Below are 14422 nucleotides of genomic sequence, written 5' to 3' on the forward strand. Positions count from 1 at the left end.
AACAAAGGAGCTGAACCATGACCGACCAGGACCAGGGGCCGGAGGAGTCCTTCGTGCACCTCACCCCGAAGGGCCCCGACGACGCGGCGGACACGCAGGCCGACCTCGACCGCGAGATGGCCGGCATCAGCGCCGACTACAGCGCGTCCGGCCGCACCGAGACGCAGCCGCGGCTGGACTACGCGCCCTACCGCAGCTCGATCCTGCGGCACCCCACCAAGGACCTGCACCACGCGGACCCGGAGACCATCGAGCTGCACGCGCCCGCCTTCGGCGAGCGGGACGTGCACCGGCTCGAGTCGGACCTGACCATCCAGTCGGGCGGGGAGCCCATCGGCGAGCGGATCAAGATCCGCGGCCGGGTCCTCGACGGCGACGGCCGGCCCGTGCGCCGCCAGCTCGTGGAGATCTGGCAGGCCAACGCGGCCGGGCGGTACATCCACAAGCGGGACCAGCACCCGGCTCCCATCGACCCGAACTTCACCGGCGTGGGGCGCTGCCTGACCGGCGACGACGGATCCTACGAGTTCGTCACCATCAAGCCCGGGCCGTACCCCTGGAAGAACCACCACAACGCCTGGCGGCCCGCGCACGTGCACTTCTCCCTGTTCGGCACGGACTTCACCCAGCGGATGATCACCCAGATGTACTTCCCCTCGGACCCGCTGTTCGCGCTGGACCCGATCTTCCAGTCGATCGTGGACCCCGAGGCCCGCCGCCGGCTCGTGGCCGACTACGACCACGAGGCGTCCGAGCACGAGTGGCTGCTCGGCTACACCTGGGACATCGTGCTCAGCGGCTCGAACCGCACCTGGACGGAAGGCGACTCCAATGTCTGAGACCCCCGCGACCCCCGCACTCCCGGCCACCCCCGGCCAGACCATCGGGCCGTTCTTCGGCTACGCGCTGCCCTACGACAAGGGCGAGCTGCTCGTCCCGCTCGGGCACCCGCAGGCGGTGCGCCTGCACGGCACGGTGACCGACGGCCACGGCGACCTCGTGCCGGACGCCATGCTCGAGATCTGGCAGGCCGACGGCAACGGCGACGTCCCCACCGCGACCGGCTCGCTCGTGCGCGACGGCTACACCTTCACCGGCTTCGGCCGCGCGTCCGTCGACAACGAGGGCCACTACACCTTCACCACCGTTGACCCGGGGCCGACCGAGCCCGGCAAGGCGCCGTTCATCACGCTGACCGTCTTCGCCCGGGGCGTGACGAACCGGCTGTTCACCCGCATCTACCTGCCGGAGGACACCGAGGCCCTCGCGAACGACCCGCTGCTGCGCTCCCTGCCCGAGGACCGCCGCCGCACCCTGGTCGCCGAGCGGGAGGCCGACGGCTCCCTGCGCTTCGACCTCCGGCTCCAGGGCGAGGGCGAGACCGTCTTCCTCACCTACCCGAACCTCCAGGCGTGACCGTTCCGTGCGCGGGCCCCGGCCGCCCGGGGGCCCCCGCACGGCACCACCCCGCCACGGACGACCCGACGACCACCGAAGGAGGACGCGCATGACCGACGCCGGGCTGCTCCGCCCCGGAGCCCACCGGGGTGACGCGCACACGGACGACACCGCGGTGCTCCAGGCGCTGCTCGACGTCGAGGCCGCCTGGGTCGCCGCGCAGGCGGACGCCGGGCTCGCCCCGCGCGCCGCCGCGGCGTCCGCGCGTGCGGCCGCCCGCGCCGCCGACTACGACGCCGGGGACATCGCCCGGCGCGCCGAGGGCGGCGGCAACCCCGTCATCCCGCTCCTCGCCGACTACCGGCGCCGGCTGGGGCAGCTCGACCCCGGCGCCGTGCGCTTCGTGCACCGCGGCCTGACCAGCCAGGACGTCATGGACACCGCCATGATGCTGCTGGCCCGGCGCGCCGCCGTCCCCCTCGCTGAGCGACTGTCCGAGACGGCCGACGCCCTGGCCCGGCTGGCGGACGCCCACCGCGGCACCGTCCAGGCCGCCCGCACCCTGACCCAGCACGCGCTGCCGACCACCTTCGGGCTCAAGGCCGCCGGCTGGCTGGCCGGGCTGCAGGACCTCGAGGCGGACCTCGCCGGGCTCGCCCGGCTCCCGGTGTCCTGCGGCGGCGCCGCCGGCACCCTCGCCGGCAGCCTCGCGCTCTTCCCGGGCGCCCCCGACGCCGCCGAGCAGGCCCTCGAGCTCGCCCGCCGCTGGGCCGACGTGCTCGGCCTGAGCCTGCCGCCGCACGTGTGGCACGCCACCAGGCGGCCGGTGCTGCGCACCGGCGAGACCTTCGCGGCGGTCTGCGCGGCCCTCGGCCGGATCGCCAACGACGTCCTGCTGCTCTCCCGCCCCGAGCTCGGCGAGCTGCGGGAACCGGCCGTCGAAGGGCGCGGCGTGTCCTCGGCGATGCCGCAGAAGCAGAACCCGGTGCTGTCCGTGCTGCTCAAGCGCACCGCCCTGACGGCGCCGCAGCTCGTGGCCCAGCTCCACGTCGCCGCCGCCCAGTTCGTCGACGAGCGCCCCGACGGCGCCTGGCACACGGAGTGGCCGGCACTGCGGGAGCTCGCCCGGCTCGCCGTCGCGGCGTCGTCGCACGCGGCCGAGCTCACGGCCGGGCTCACCGTGCAGAGCGCCCGGATGCGGGCCAACCTGGACGCGTCGGGTCCCGCCGTGCTCGCCGAGCGGATCAGCGCGGAGCTCGCGCCCCTGCTGCCGCCCGCCGCCGACGGCGCCACGGGGCGGCAGCGCGTGCAGGAGGTCGTGCGCGAGCACGCGACCGACGGACCGGGCATGCTCGACGCCCTCGTGGGCCTCGCCGCCGGCACCGCCCTGGCCGACGGCACCCCCGTGGACCGGGACGTCGTGGCCGGGCTGCTCGACCCCGACGGGTACCTCGGGGCCAACGACCTGCTGATCGACCGCGTGCTCGCGCAGCACCGCCGGTCCGCGAACGACCGTCCGTCCATCACCCGGACCGGCCCAGGAGCATCCGCATGACCGTCCCCGTCCTCACCCTCGTCGAGTTCTCGACCCGCCGGGCCCCGTCGCCGCGGGCGCCCCTGCTGGTGCTGGGCCCGGGGCTCGGCACCTCCGCCGCCTCGCTGTGGTCCGCCGCGGCGCACCTGCTGGAGGCCGACCTGCGCGTGGTCGGCTGGGATCTCCCCGGCCACGGCGGCTCCGCGCCCGCCGACGAGCCGTTCGGCACCGCCGAGCTGGCCCGGGGCGTGCTCGACGCCGTGGACCGGTACCAGGAGGCCGCCGGCCTCGAAACCGGAGGTCCGTTCTACTACGCGGGCACCTCCCTCGGCGGCTGCGTCGGCCTCCAGCTGCTGCTCGACGCGCCGCACCGGCCGGCGGCGGCCGTGCTGGTGGGCACCGCCGCCCGGGTGGGGGAGCCCGCCGCGTGGTCCGAGCGCGCCCGGCTCGTGGCCGCCGCCGGCACCCCCACCCAGATCGTCGGCTCCGCGCAGCGGTGGTTCGCCCTGGGCTTCATCGAGCGGGACGCGGTCACGACCACCGGGCTGCTGCACGCCCTCCAAGACGCGGACCGGTTCTCCTACGCCCGGGCCTGCGAGGCCCTCGCGGGCTTCGACGCGACCGGGCGCCTCGGCGCCGTCGACGTCCCCGTGCTCGCCGTGGTCGGCGCGCAGGACGCCGCCACGCCGCCCGACGCCGTGGCGGAGCTGGCCGGGGCGACCGGCGGCCGCCTCGTGGTCGTCGAGGGCGCGGGCCACCTCGTGCCCGCCGAGGCCCCGCAGGACGTGGCACGCCTGCTGGAGGAGCACATCGGCGCCCACCCACCCCACCACGAAGGAGCACGAGCATGAGCGGCAACCCCCGGCGCACCGAGCAGGAGGCCCACGCGGACGGCATGGCCGTGCGCCGCGAGGTGCTCTCCAACGCCCACGTGGACCGCGCCGAGGCCGGCAAGGACGCCTTCACCGCCGAGTTCCAGGACTTCATCTCCCGCTACGCGTGGGGCGAGATCTGGACCCGGCCGGGACTGGACCGGCGGATGCGCAGCGCCGTGACCCTGACCGCGCTGATCGCCGCCGGGCACTGGGAGGAGTTCGAGATGCACGTGCGCGCCGCCCTGCGCAACGGCCTGGAGCGGGACGAGATCAAGGAGATCCTGCTCCAGTCGGCGATCTACCTCTCCGTGCCCTCCGCCAACAACGCCTTCAAGCACGCCAAGCAGGTCCTCGACGCCCTCGACGCCGAGGACTCCGCGGCGCCCCCGGCCCCCTGACCTGCCGGCCCTCCGACCACCCCATTCCGGCACCCCGTGACCGACGTGCAACGACGCAAGTGAGGAACACCATGACCGAGGCCTACATCTACGACGCCGTGCGGACCCCCTTCGGCCGCTTCGGCGGCGCCCTGGCGGGCGTGCGCCCCGACGACCTGGCCGCCCTGGTGATCGGCGAGCAGGTCCGGCGCGCGTCCGCGCTGGACCCCGCCGCGATCGACGAGGTGATCCTCGGCAACGCCAACGGCGCCGGCGAGGAGAACCGCAACGTCGCCCGCATGGGCACGCTGCTGGCCGGCCTGCCCGTCGAGCTCCCCGGCACCACCGTCAACCGCCTGTGCGGGTCGTCCCTGGACGCCGCGATCATCGCGTCCCGGCAGATCAACGCCGGCGAGGCCGACCTGATGCTCGTCGGCGGCGTCGAGTCCATGAGCCGGGCCCCCTGGGTGCTCCCGAAGACGGAGAAGCCCTACCCGGCCGGCGACCTGACCCTCGCCTCCACCACGCTGGGCTGGCGCCTCGTGAACCCGGCGATGAACCCGGAGTGGACCGTGTCCCTGGGCGAGGCCACCGAGCAGCTCGCCGAGCGCCACGGCATCACCCGCGAGCGGATGGACGAGTTCGCGTTCCGCTCCCACCAGCTCACCCAGCAGGCGTGGGACGAGGGCTTCTACGACGACCTCACCGTCCCGGTCCCCGGCACCGAGCTGACCCGGGACGAGTCCGTCCGTGCGTCCTCGACGGTCGAGAAGCTGGGCGGGCTCAAGACCGTCTTCCGCCCCGCGGACCAGGGCGGCACCGTCACCGCCGGCAACGCCTCGCCCCTCAACGACGGCGCCTCCGCGGCGCTGCTGGGCTCCGAGAAGGCCGCCGAGCTGACCGGCCTGCAGCCCCTCGCCCGCATCGCCGGGCGGGCCGCCGCGGCCAACGAGCCGCAGTTCTTCGGCTTCGCCCCGGTCGAGGCCGCGAACCTGGCGCTGCGCCGCGCCGGGATCACGTGGGAGGACGTCGCCGCCGTCGAGCTCAACGAGGCCTTCGCGGCCCAGTCCCTCGCCTGCGTCGATGCGTGGGGGATCGACCCCGCGATCGTCAACCGGCACGGCGGCGCCATCGCCATCGGCCACCCCCTCGGGGCGTCGGGCACCCGCATCCTCGGCACGCTCGCGAAGTCCCTGCAGGCCTCCGGGGCCCGCTGGGGCGTGGCGGCCATCTGCATCGGCGTGGGCCAGGGCCTCGCCGTCGTGCTCGAGAACCAGAACGCCTGAGACCCGCGCGGGACCCGGGCGGAGAAGACCACCGAAGGAAGGCACAACGCATGCTGAACATCGCAGAGAGCTGCGCGCAGGCCGTGGCCCCGATCCACGACGGCGCCGTCGTCATGATCGGCGGCTTCGGCGTGGCCGGCCAGCCCGTCGAGCTGATCGACGCGCTCATCGAGCACGGGGCCACCGACCTGACGGTCGTGAACAACAACGCCGGCAACGGCGACGTGGGCCTGGCCCGGCTGATCCAGCTCGGCCGCGTGCGGAGGATCATCTGCTCCTTCCCGCGCCAGTCCGACTCCTGGCACTTCGACGAGAAGTACCGCGCCGGGCAGATCGAGCTCGAGGTCGTCCCCCAGGGCAACCTCGCCGAGCGGATCCGCGCCGCCGGCGCCGGCATCGGGGGGTTCTTCACCCCCACCGGCTACGGCACCCTGCTCGCGGAGGGCAAGGAGGTCCGCGAGATCGACGGCCGCCACTACGTGCTCGAGCACCCCATCAAGGCCGACTTCTCGCTGACCAAGGCGCACGTCGCCGACCGGGCCGGCAACCTCGTCTACCGCAAGACGGCCCGCAACTTCGGCCCGATCATGGCCGCCGCCGCCGCCACCTCCATCGTGCAGGTCGCGGAGCTCGTGGAGCGCGGCGGGCTGGACCCCGAGGCCGTCGTGACCCCCGGCATCTACGTGGACACCGTCGTGCGGATCGACGCACCCGCCCAGACCGACCCCCGAGAGGACATCTGAGATGAGCGAGAACACCGTGGACACCGTGCCCAGGACCTCCGAGACGCCCCTCGCCCCGGAGGAGCTGGCCCGCGTGGTGGCCCGCGACATCCCCGCCGGCTCCTACGTCAACCTCGGCATCGGCCAGCCCACCCTGGTCTCCAACTACCTGAGCGCCGAGGACGACGTCACCCTGCACACCGAGAACGGGATGCTCGGCATGGGCCCCGAGGCCCACGGCGACGAGGTCGACGCCGACCTCATCAACGCCGGCAAGATCCCCGTGGTTGAGACGCCGGGCTGCTCCTACTTCCACCACGCGGACTCCTTCGCCATGATGCGCGGCGGGCACCTGGACTACTGCGTGCTCGGCGCCTTCCAGGTGGACCGGACGGGCAACCTCGCCAACTGGCACACCGGCAGCCCGGACGCGATCCCCGCCGTGGGCGGGGCCATGGACCTGGCCACGGGTGCGAAGATGACCTTCGTGATGATGTCCCTGCTGACCAAGAAGGGCCGGTCCAAGCTCGTGGAGCAGTGCACCATGCCGCTCACCGGCGTCGGCTGCGTCTCCCGGATCTACACCGACCAGGCCGTGTTCCTCCTCGCGGAGGACGGCGTGACGGTGCGCGAGACCTTCGGCACGAGCTTCGAGGAGCTCCAGCAGATCGTCGACGTCCCGCTGCGGCCCGCCCGCTGAGCCCAGCACCGCTCACGGGGCGCGGCGGGCCGGCACCGGCCGCCGCACCCCGGACGAGGCCCGCAGGAGGCCACCGATGACCAAGCAGGACCCGACCGTCCCGGCGGGGGAGCGGGGCACCCCCGGACAGTTCGTGCAGTCCCTGGCGCGCGGGCTCGGCGTGATCACGGCCTTCGACGCCCGGCACCCCCGGATGACCCTCAGCGACGTGGCCCGGCGCACCGGGCTGACCCGCGCCACCGCGCGCCGGTTCCTGCTCACGCTCGAGGAGCTGGGCTACGTCCGGACCGACGGGCGGCTCTTCGAGCTCACCCCCGTGGTCCTCCAGCTCGGCTACTCCTACCTCTCCTCGCAGCCGCTGCCCGCCCTGGCCGCCCCGCACCTCGAGACCCTCTCGGCGCAGGTCGAGGAGTCCACGTCCGCCTCGGTGCTGGACGGCGCCGACATCGTCTACGTCGCCCGCGTCTCCACGCACCGGATCATGACCGTGGCGATCGCCGTGGGCACCCGGTTCCCCGCCCACGCCACGTCCATGGGCCGGGTGCTGCTGGCCGGGCTGGACCCGGAGGAGCTCGACGAGTACTTCCGCACGGCGCGGATCGAGCGCCTGACCGAGCACACCCTCACCGACCGCGCGGCCCTCGAGGCCGACCTGCGCCGGGTCCGCGCCCAGGGCTGGGCGCTCGTCGACCAGGAGCTCGAGGTCGGGCTGCGCTCGGTCGCCGCCCCCGTCACCGACGGCACCGGGCGCGTGGTCGCGGCCGTGAACGTCTCCATGCGCGTGGGGATGCCCGGCGCCAGCGCCGGTGACCCCGTGGACGACGTCGTGCCGCCCCTGCTCGAGTGCGCCCGGAGGATCTCCGCCGACCTCGCCGCGACCGGGCGCTGAGCGGGCCGGCCCGGCCCCGCTTCCCCGCCCCGGCCGGGGTCTGATAGGCTGTCGAGGAATTGAACGGTCATCCCTCGGCGCCCGCGCCCCTGGAGGCCGAAGAAATCATGGCAGAACGGACTCGGTCCTCCGGTACGCGTTGTGTACCGAAATGCCATCCTTTTCGTCTGCCCAGCTACCTTCGGCGCGGCGACCGTGGTGCCCGCCCGCCGGGCCCACGACAGGCGCCGCACCCGCTCCCGGCCCCGGCCGGTCGCGGGGGAGCCGAACACCCAGCGGGCCGCTGACGCGTCCCGTCCGATCAGGAGACACTGTGCCTACAATCCAGCAGCTGGTCCGCAAGGGCCGGACCCCGAAGGTCGTCAAGACCAAGGCGCCCGCACTCAAGGGCAGCCCCATGAAGCGCGGCGTGTGCACCCGCGTCTACACCACCACCCCCAAGAAGCCGAACTCCGCGCTGCGCAAGGTCGCCCGCGTGAAGCTCAACGGCGGCGTGGAGGTCACGGCCTACATCCCCGGTGAGGGCCACAACCTGCAGGAGCACTCCATCGTGCTCGTCCGCGGCGGTCGCGTGAAGGACCTCCCCGGTGTCCGCTACAAGATCGTCCGCGGCGCGCTCGACACCCAGGGTGTCAAGGGCCGCCAGCAGGCCCGTTCCCGTTACGGCGCCAAGAAGGAGAAGAAGTAATGCCTCGTAAGGGTCCCGCTCCCAAGCGCCCGCTCGTCGTCGACCCGGTCTACAGCTCCCCGGTCGTCACCCAGCTGATCAACAAGGTCCTCCAGGACGGCAAGAAGTCCACCGCCGAGCGCATCGTCTACGGTGCCCTCGAGGGCGTCCGCGCCAAGTCCGGTGCCGACCCCGTCGCCACCCTCAAGAAGGCCCTGGAGAACGTCAAGCCGGCCCTCGAGGTGAAGTCCCGCCGCGTCGGCGGCGCCACCTACCAGGTGCCCGTGGAGGTCAAGCCGGGCCGCGCCCAGGCGCTGTCCCTGCGCTGGCTCGTCGGCTACTCGAAGATCCGCCGTGAGAACACCATGACCGAGCGTCTGCAGAACGAGATCCTGGACGCGTCCAACGGTCTCGGTGCCGCCGTGAAGCGCCGGGAGGACACCCACAAGATGGCGGAGTCCAACAAGGCCTTCGCCCACTACCGCTGGTAGAATCTTCCAGGCCTGTCGGCCCCATCCGGGCCGACAGGCCGCCGGCACCATCTCCGAAAGGGAACCACCGTGGCACTTGACGTGCTTACCGACCTCAAGAAGGTCCGCAACATCGGCATCATGGCGCACATCGATGCCGGGAAGACCACCACCACCGAACGCATCCTGTTCTACACCGGTATCTCCCACAAGATCGGCGAGACCCACGATGGTGCCTCCACCATGGACTGGATGGCGCAGGAGCAGGAGCGCGGCATCACGATCACGTCCGCCGCGACGACCTGCTACTGGCACGACAACCAGATCAACATCATCGACACCCCGGGCCACGTGGACTTCACGGTCGAGGTCGAGCGCTCCCTGCGCGTGCTCGACGGCGCCGTGGCGGTCTTCGACGGCAAGGAGGGCGTCGAGCCCCAGTCGGAGACGGTCTGGCGCCAGGCCGACAAGTACGACGTCCCCCGCATCTGCTTCGTCAACAAGATGGACAAGCTGGGCGCCGACTTCTACTTCACCGTCGACACCATCATCAACCGCCTCGGCGCGAAGCCGCTGGTCATGCAGCTGCCGATCGGCTCCGAGTCCGAGTTCACCGGCGTGGTCGACCTGCTCACCATGAAGGCCTTCGTCTGGCCGGGCGACTCCAAGGGCGACGTCTCCCTCGGCGCCAAGTACGAGATCGAGGAGATCCCCGCCGACCTGCAGGAGCGGGCCGAGGAGTACCGCAACCAGCTGGTGGAGTCCGTCGCCGAGGCCGACGACGAGCTCATGGAGAAGTACCTGGGCGGCGAGGAGCTCACCCTCGAGGAGCTCAAGGCCGGCATCCGGAAGCTCACCATCACCTCGCAGGCGTACCCCGTGCTGTGCGGCTCCGCGTTCAAGAACCGCGGCGTGCAGCCGATGCTCGACGCCGTCATCGACTTCCTGCCGTCCCCGCTGGACGTCCCGAACGTCGAGGGCCACGCGCTGAACAACGAGGAGGAGATCCTCTCCCGCCCGGTCGACTCGACCGCGCCGTTCTCCGCGCTCGCCTTCAAGGTGGCCAACCACCCGTTCTACGGGCAGCTGACCTACATCCGCGTGTACTCCGGCAAGGCGTCCAACGGCGACCAGGTGCTCAACTCCACCAAGGGCAAGAAGGAGCGCATCGGCAAGCTGTTCCAGATGCACTCCAACAAGGAGAACCCGGTCGACACCGTCCAGGCCGGGCACATCTACGCCGCGATCGGGCTCAAGGACACCACCACGGGCGACACCCTGTGCGACCTGCAGAAGCCGATCGTGCTCGAGTCCATGTCCTTCCCGGCCCCGGTCATCTCGGTGGCCATCGAGCCGAAGACCAAGGGCGACCAGGAGAAGCTCTCCATCGCGATCCAGAAGCTCTCCGCCGAGGACCCCACGTTCACCGTGTCCCTCAACGAGGAGACCGGCCAGACCGAGATCGGCGGCATGGGCGAGCTCCACCTGGACATCCTGGTGGACCGCATGAAGCGCGAGTTCAAGGTCGAGGCGAACGTCGGCAAGCCGCAGGTGGCCTACCGCGAGACGATCAAGAAGGCCGTCGAGAAGATCGACTACACGCACAAGAAGCAGACCGGCGGCTCCGGCCAGTTCGCCAAGGTGCAGATGGCGTTCGAGCCGATCCCGCTGGACGCCGAGGAGCTCTACGAGTTCGACAACAAGGTCACCGGCGGCCGCGTCCCGCGCGAGTACATCCCCTCCGTGGACGCCGGCATCCAGGACGCCATGCGTCTCGGCGTCCTCGCCGGGTACCCGGTCGTGGGCGTCAAGGCCACTCTGCTCGACGGCGCCTACCACGACGTCGACTCCTCCGAGATGGCGTTCAAGATCGCCGGCTCGATGGTGTTCAAGGAGGGTGCCCGCAAGGCGCAGCCCGTCCTCCTCGAGCCGCTCATGGCGGTCGAGGTGCGCACCCCCGAGGAGTACATGGGCGAGGTCATCGGCGACCTGAACTCCCGCCGCGGCCAGATCCAGTCGATGGAGGACGTGAGCGGCATCAAGCTGGTCAACGCCCTCGTCCCGCTGTCCGAGATGTTCGGCTACATCGGCGACCTCCGGTCCAAGACCCAGGGCCGCGCCGTGTACTCGATGCGGTTCGACAGCTACTCGGAGGTCCCCAAGGCCGTCGCCGAGGAGATCGTCCAGAAGAACCGCGGCGAGTAGGCACCACCCCTCGGCCCCGGCCGGGAATTTCATCAATCACGCACAGCCAAAGTAGACTTGCAGAGGTTTCAGTACTGCTGAGCGCCTCAAGCTCCCCCCGGAAACACGCGGTGGGGTAGTGCTGAGCAAGTTTCGACAAATGTTCTAGGAGGAACAACCATGGCGAAGGCCAAGTTCGAGCGCACCAAGCCGCACGTCAACATCGGCACCATCGGCCACGTCGACCACGGCAAGACGACGCTCACGGCTGCCATCTCCAAGGTCCTGGCCGACAAGTACCCGGACCTGAACGAGCAGCGCGACTTCGGTGCCATCGACTCCGCTCCGGAGGAGAAGCAGCGCGGCATCACCATTAACATCGCGCACATCGAGTACCAGACGGAGAAGCGCCACTACGCGCACGTCGACGCCCCGGGTCACGCGGACTACGTCAAGAACATGATCACCGGTGCGGCGCAGATGGACGGCGCCATCCTCGTGGTCGCCGCCACGGACGGCCCCATGGCCCAGACCCGTGAGCACGTGCTGCTCGCCCGCCAGGTGGGCGTGCCCTACCTGCTGGTGGCCCTGAACAAGTCCGACATGGTCGACGACGAGGAGCTGCTGGACCTCGTCGAGATGGAGGTGCGCGAGCTCCTCTCCGACCAGGGCTTCGACGGCGACAACGCGCCGGTCGTCCGCGTCTCGGCGCTGAAGGCCCTCGAGGGCGACCCCGAGTGGGTCGCCAAGGTCGAGGAGCTCATGGAGGCCGTCGACGAGAACGTGCCCGACCCCATCCGTGAGATGGACAAGCCGTTCCTCATGCCCATCGAGGACGTCTTCACCATCACCGGTCGCGGCACCGTGGTGACCGGCCGTGCCGAGCGCGGCACGCTGCCGATCAACTCCGAGGTCGAGATCGTCGGCATCCGTCCGGTCCAGAAGACCACGGTCACCGGCATCGAGATGTTCCACAAGCAGATGGACGAGGCCATGGCGGGCGAGAACTGCGGCCTGCTGCTGCGCGGTCTCAAGCGTGACGACGTCGAGCGCGGCCAGGTCGTGTGCAAGCCGGGTTCCATCACCCCGCACACCGACTTCGAGGCCAACGTCTACATCCTCTCCAAGGAGGAGGGCGGGCGTCACAACCCGTTCTACTCGAACTACCGTCCGCAGTTCTACTTCCGGACCACCGACGTCACCGGCGTCATCACGCTGCCCGAGGGCACCGAGATGGTCATGCCCGGCGACAACACCGAGATGACGGTCGCGCTGATCCAGCCGATCGCCATGGAGGAGGGCCTCGGCTTCGCCATCCGTGAGGGTGGCCGCACCGTGGGCTCCGGCCGCGTCACCAAGATCATCAAGTAGTCCCCGGACTGCCGATCTGCGCAGAACCCCCCGTCGCTCCTGCAGCGGCGGGGGGTTCCGTGCGTTCCGGGGCAACCACGACGGGGTTCAGCCGGTGAGCTGGTGCAGGCACAGGACGTTGCCCTCGGAGTCGGTGAACCACGCCGCGCGCATCCCGTCGGCGGTGAGGACGTGGTCGACGGTGCGCAGGCCGGGCAGGTCGTAGTCCTCGAAGCGCACGCCCCGGCCCTCGAGCTCCCGGACCGCGGCCTCGACGTCGGGGACCTCGAAGCTGACCTGCGTCAGCCCGGACGCCGGCGCGTCCGGGCGCAGCAGCAGCTGCAGGCCGGTGTGCCCGTCCTCGCTGAACAGGACGCTGTCCGGCTCGGGGGCGTGGGCGGGGGAGAGCCCCAGCGTCTCCTGGTAGAACCGGCGGGCGCGGTCGAGCTCCCGGACGGGGACGATCGCGACCAGTCTCGCGGTGGACAGCATGGGACCCATCTCCTGGGACGTCGGGGTGCGGACGAGGCCAGGATACGACCGCGGGTGCCGGCGCCGGTCGCGGTCGGCTCACGGTTCCGGCACGGTTGCGCACGGCCTGCCCCCGGCCGTGCGTTTGCACCGGTCTGCCATCTCTGGCAGGATGGAGGACGTTGTTCAAGCGCCGACGCGTGCTCCCAACGGTTCGAACCGGCAGACCCCAGGACACCATCGGGTTCCGAAGCAGAACCGGGGTCAGCAGCTCCTGGAAGCTGCCACGCACGGACCACATACAGCCCGCCCCGAGAAACGGAATCGGTGTGCCCCCGTGCCAGCACGGGACGACACGCCCGAGTTCGGGGGTCGGAGCTCCAGCAGGGTGAGGAACCCGGATCCTTCCGGATTCAGTCTGCGTGGAGGGGCGCCCACCAGGTGGCGCCATGCACAAGGAGCCCTCGGCTCCGTCACAGGGAAGATCGTTCAAGAAAGAGAGTCACGACGCCATGGCGGGACAGAAAATCCGCATCCGGCTGAAGTCTTATGACCACGAGGTCATCGACGTCTCGGCCCGGAAGATCGTTGAGACGGTGACGCGCGCAGGCGCCACGGTGGTCGGCCCCGTGCCGCTGCCCACGGAGAAGAACGTGTACTGCGTCATCCGCTCGCCGCACAAGTACAAGGACAGCCGTGAGCACTTCGAGATGCGCACGCACAAGCGGCTGATCGACATCATCGACCCCACGCCGAAGGCCGTCGACTCGCTCATGCGCCTCGACCTGCCGGCTGACGTGAACATCGAAATCAAGCTGTAAAGAGGATCGCATCCCAATGACTACCACTTTCGAACGCCAGGTGAAGGGCCTGCTGGGCACGAAGCTCGGCATGACCCAGGTCTGGGACGAGAACGGGAAGTTCGTGCCGGTGACCGTCGTCAAGGCGGACTCCAACGTCGTGACCCAGCTGCGCAACCAGGACCGTGACGGCTACTCGGCCGTCCAGATCGGGTTCGGTGCGATCGACCCCCGCAAGGTCACCCAGCCGCTGGCCGGCCACTTCGAGAAGGCCGGCGTCACGCCGCGCCGCCACGTCGTGGAGCTGCGCACGGCCGACGCCGACACCTACGAGCTGGGCCAGGAGCTCTCCGTCGAGCTCTTCGAGGCCGGCCAGAAGGTCGACGTGATCGGCAAGACCAAGGGCAAGGGCACGGCCGGTGTGATGAAGCGTCACGGCTTCTCCGGCGTCGGCGCCTCCCACGGTGCCCACAAGAACCACCGCAAGCCGGGATCCATCGGCGGCGCGTCCTACCCCGCTCGCGTGTTCAAGGGCATGCGCATGGCGGGCCGCATGGGCGCCGTCCGTCACACGACGCAGAACCTCACCGTTCACGCCGTGGACGCCGAGAACTCCCTGCTGCTCATCAAGGGCGCCCTGCCGGGCCCCAAGGGTTCGGTCGTCCTCGTCCGCACCGCAGTGAAGGGAGCCTGATCAGA

General features: G+C 71.0%; 16 protein-coding genes. 15 read left to right on the top strand and 1 reads right to left on the bottom strand.

The features are described from left to right. Window positions 1–17 precede the first annotated feature (17 nt). The 13 genes from pcaH (at window position 18) to tuf (ending at window position 12473) form a co-directional block, all read left to right on the top strand. The gene (gene pcaH / locus H488_RS27015) at window positions 18–839 is read left to right on the top strand and encodes a protocatechuate 3,4-dioxygenase subunit beta (protein ID WP_017833282.1); all 822 of its coding nucleotides are present in this window, start codon (window positions 18–20) and stop codon (window positions 837–839) included. Then, entirely contained in the window at window positions 832–1416 is a 585-nt protein-coding gene (gene pcaG, locus H488_RS27020; RefSeq protein ID WP_017833283.1) for a protocatechuate 3,4-dioxygenase subunit alpha, read from the top strand. The genes pcaH and pcaG overlap by 8 nt, the downstream gene beginning before the upstream one ends. A gap of 91 nt (window positions 1417–1507) precedes the next feature. Continuing rightward, window positions 1508–2953: a lyase family protein gene (locus H488_RS27025; RefSeq protein ID WP_017833284.1), complete on the top strand. Its 1446-nt coding sequence runs from the start codon at window positions 1508–1510 to the stop codon at window positions 2951–2953. Then, a complete protein-coding gene (locus H488_RS27030; protein ID WP_017833285.1) occupies window positions 2950–3783 on the top strand; it encodes an alpha/beta fold hydrolase in 834 nt (277 codons plus the stop codon). The genes H488_RS27025 and H488_RS27030 overlap by 4 nt, the downstream gene beginning before the upstream one ends. Then, window positions 3780–4205 carry a 4-carboxymuconolactone decarboxylase gene (gene pcaC, locus H488_RS27035; RefSeq protein ID WP_017833286.1) on the top strand — a complete coding sequence of 142 codons (426 nt, stop codon included), beginning with the start codon at window positions 3780–3782 and terminating at the stop codon, window positions 4203–4205. The genes H488_RS27030 and pcaC overlap by 4 nt, the downstream gene beginning before the upstream one ends. A gap of 71 nt (window positions 4206–4276) precedes the next feature. Beyond that, on the top strand, window positions 4277–5470 hold the full coding sequence (locus tag H488_RS27040; RefSeq protein WP_017833287.1) for a thiolase family protein: 1194 nt from the start codon (window positions 4277–4279) through the stop codon (window positions 5468–5470). Between the two features lie 50 nt (window positions 5471–5520). Further along, the gene (locus H488_RS27045) at window positions 5521–6213 is read left to right on the top strand and encodes a 3-oxoacid CoA-transferase subunit A (protein ID WP_017833288.1); all 693 of its coding nucleotides are present in this window, start codon (window positions 5521–5523) and stop codon (window positions 6211–6213) included. A 1-nt stretch (window position 6214) separates the two neighbouring features. Then, the gene (locus H488_RS27050; RefSeq protein ID WP_017833289.1) at window positions 6215–6892 is read left to right on the top strand and encodes a 3-oxoacid CoA-transferase subunit B; all 678 of its coding nucleotides are present in this window, start codon (window positions 6215–6217) and stop codon (window positions 6890–6892) included. A gap of 76 nt (window positions 6893–6968) precedes the next feature. Next, window positions 6969–7781 carry an IclR family transcriptional regulator gene (locus H488_RS27055; protein ID WP_017833290.1) on the top strand — a complete coding sequence of 271 codons (813 nt, stop codon included), beginning with the start codon at window positions 6969–6971 and terminating at the stop codon, window positions 7779–7781. A gap of 313 nt (window positions 7782–8094) precedes the next feature. Further along, window positions 8095–8469 (top strand): 30S ribosomal protein S12, encoded by a 375-nt coding sequence (rpsL, locus tag H488_RS27060; RefSeq protein WP_017833291.1) that lies wholly within the window; start codon window positions 8095–8097, stop codon window positions 8467–8469. After that, entirely contained in the window at window positions 8469–8939 is a 471-nt protein-coding gene (rpsG, locus tag H488_RS27065; protein ID WP_017833292.1) for a 30S ribosomal protein S7, read from the top strand. Before rpsL ends, rpsG begins: the two co-directional genes overlap by 1 nt. Before the next feature lie 69 nt (window positions 8940–9008). Beyond that, entirely contained in the window at window positions 9009–11123 is a 2115-nt protein-coding gene (gene fusA, locus H488_RS27070) for an elongation factor G (protein WP_031282946.1), read from the top strand. 159 nt (window positions 11124–11282) lie between these two features. Beyond that, complete coding sequence (gene tuf / locus H488_RS27075; RefSeq protein WP_017833294.1) at window positions 11283–12473, top strand: elongation factor Tu; 1191 nt, start codon at window positions 11283–11285, stop codon at window positions 12471–12473. 87 nt (window positions 12474–12560) lie between these two features. Here tuf and H488_RS27080 read toward each other — a convergent pair whose 3' ends face one another. Continuing rightward, window positions 12561–12944, bottom strand: a complete 384-nt coding sequence (locus tag H488_RS27080; RefSeq protein WP_017833295.1) for a VOC family protein — start codon at window positions 12942–12944, stop codon at window positions 12561–12563. A gap of 491 nt (window positions 12945–13435) precedes the next feature. Here H488_RS27080 and rpsJ point away from each other — a divergent pair, with 491 nt between their 5' ends. Next, window positions 13436–13744 (top strand): 30S ribosomal protein S10, encoded by a 309-nt coding sequence (gene rpsJ, locus H488_RS27085; protein ID WP_003803825.1) that lies wholly within the window; start codon window positions 13436–13438, stop codon window positions 13742–13744. A gap of 16 nt (window positions 13745–13760) precedes the next feature. After that, window positions 13761–14417, top strand: a complete 657-nt coding sequence (gene rplC, locus H488_RS27090; protein WP_017833296.1) for a 50S ribosomal protein L3 — start codon at window positions 13761–13763, stop codon at window positions 14415–14417. Window positions 14418–14422: the final 5 nt, after the last annotated feature.

Source organism: Kocuria sp. UCD-OTCP (assembly GCF_000349605.1).
Classification (GTDB): Bacteria; Actinomycetota; Actinomycetes; order Actinomycetales; family Micrococcaceae; genus Kocuria; species Kocuria rosea.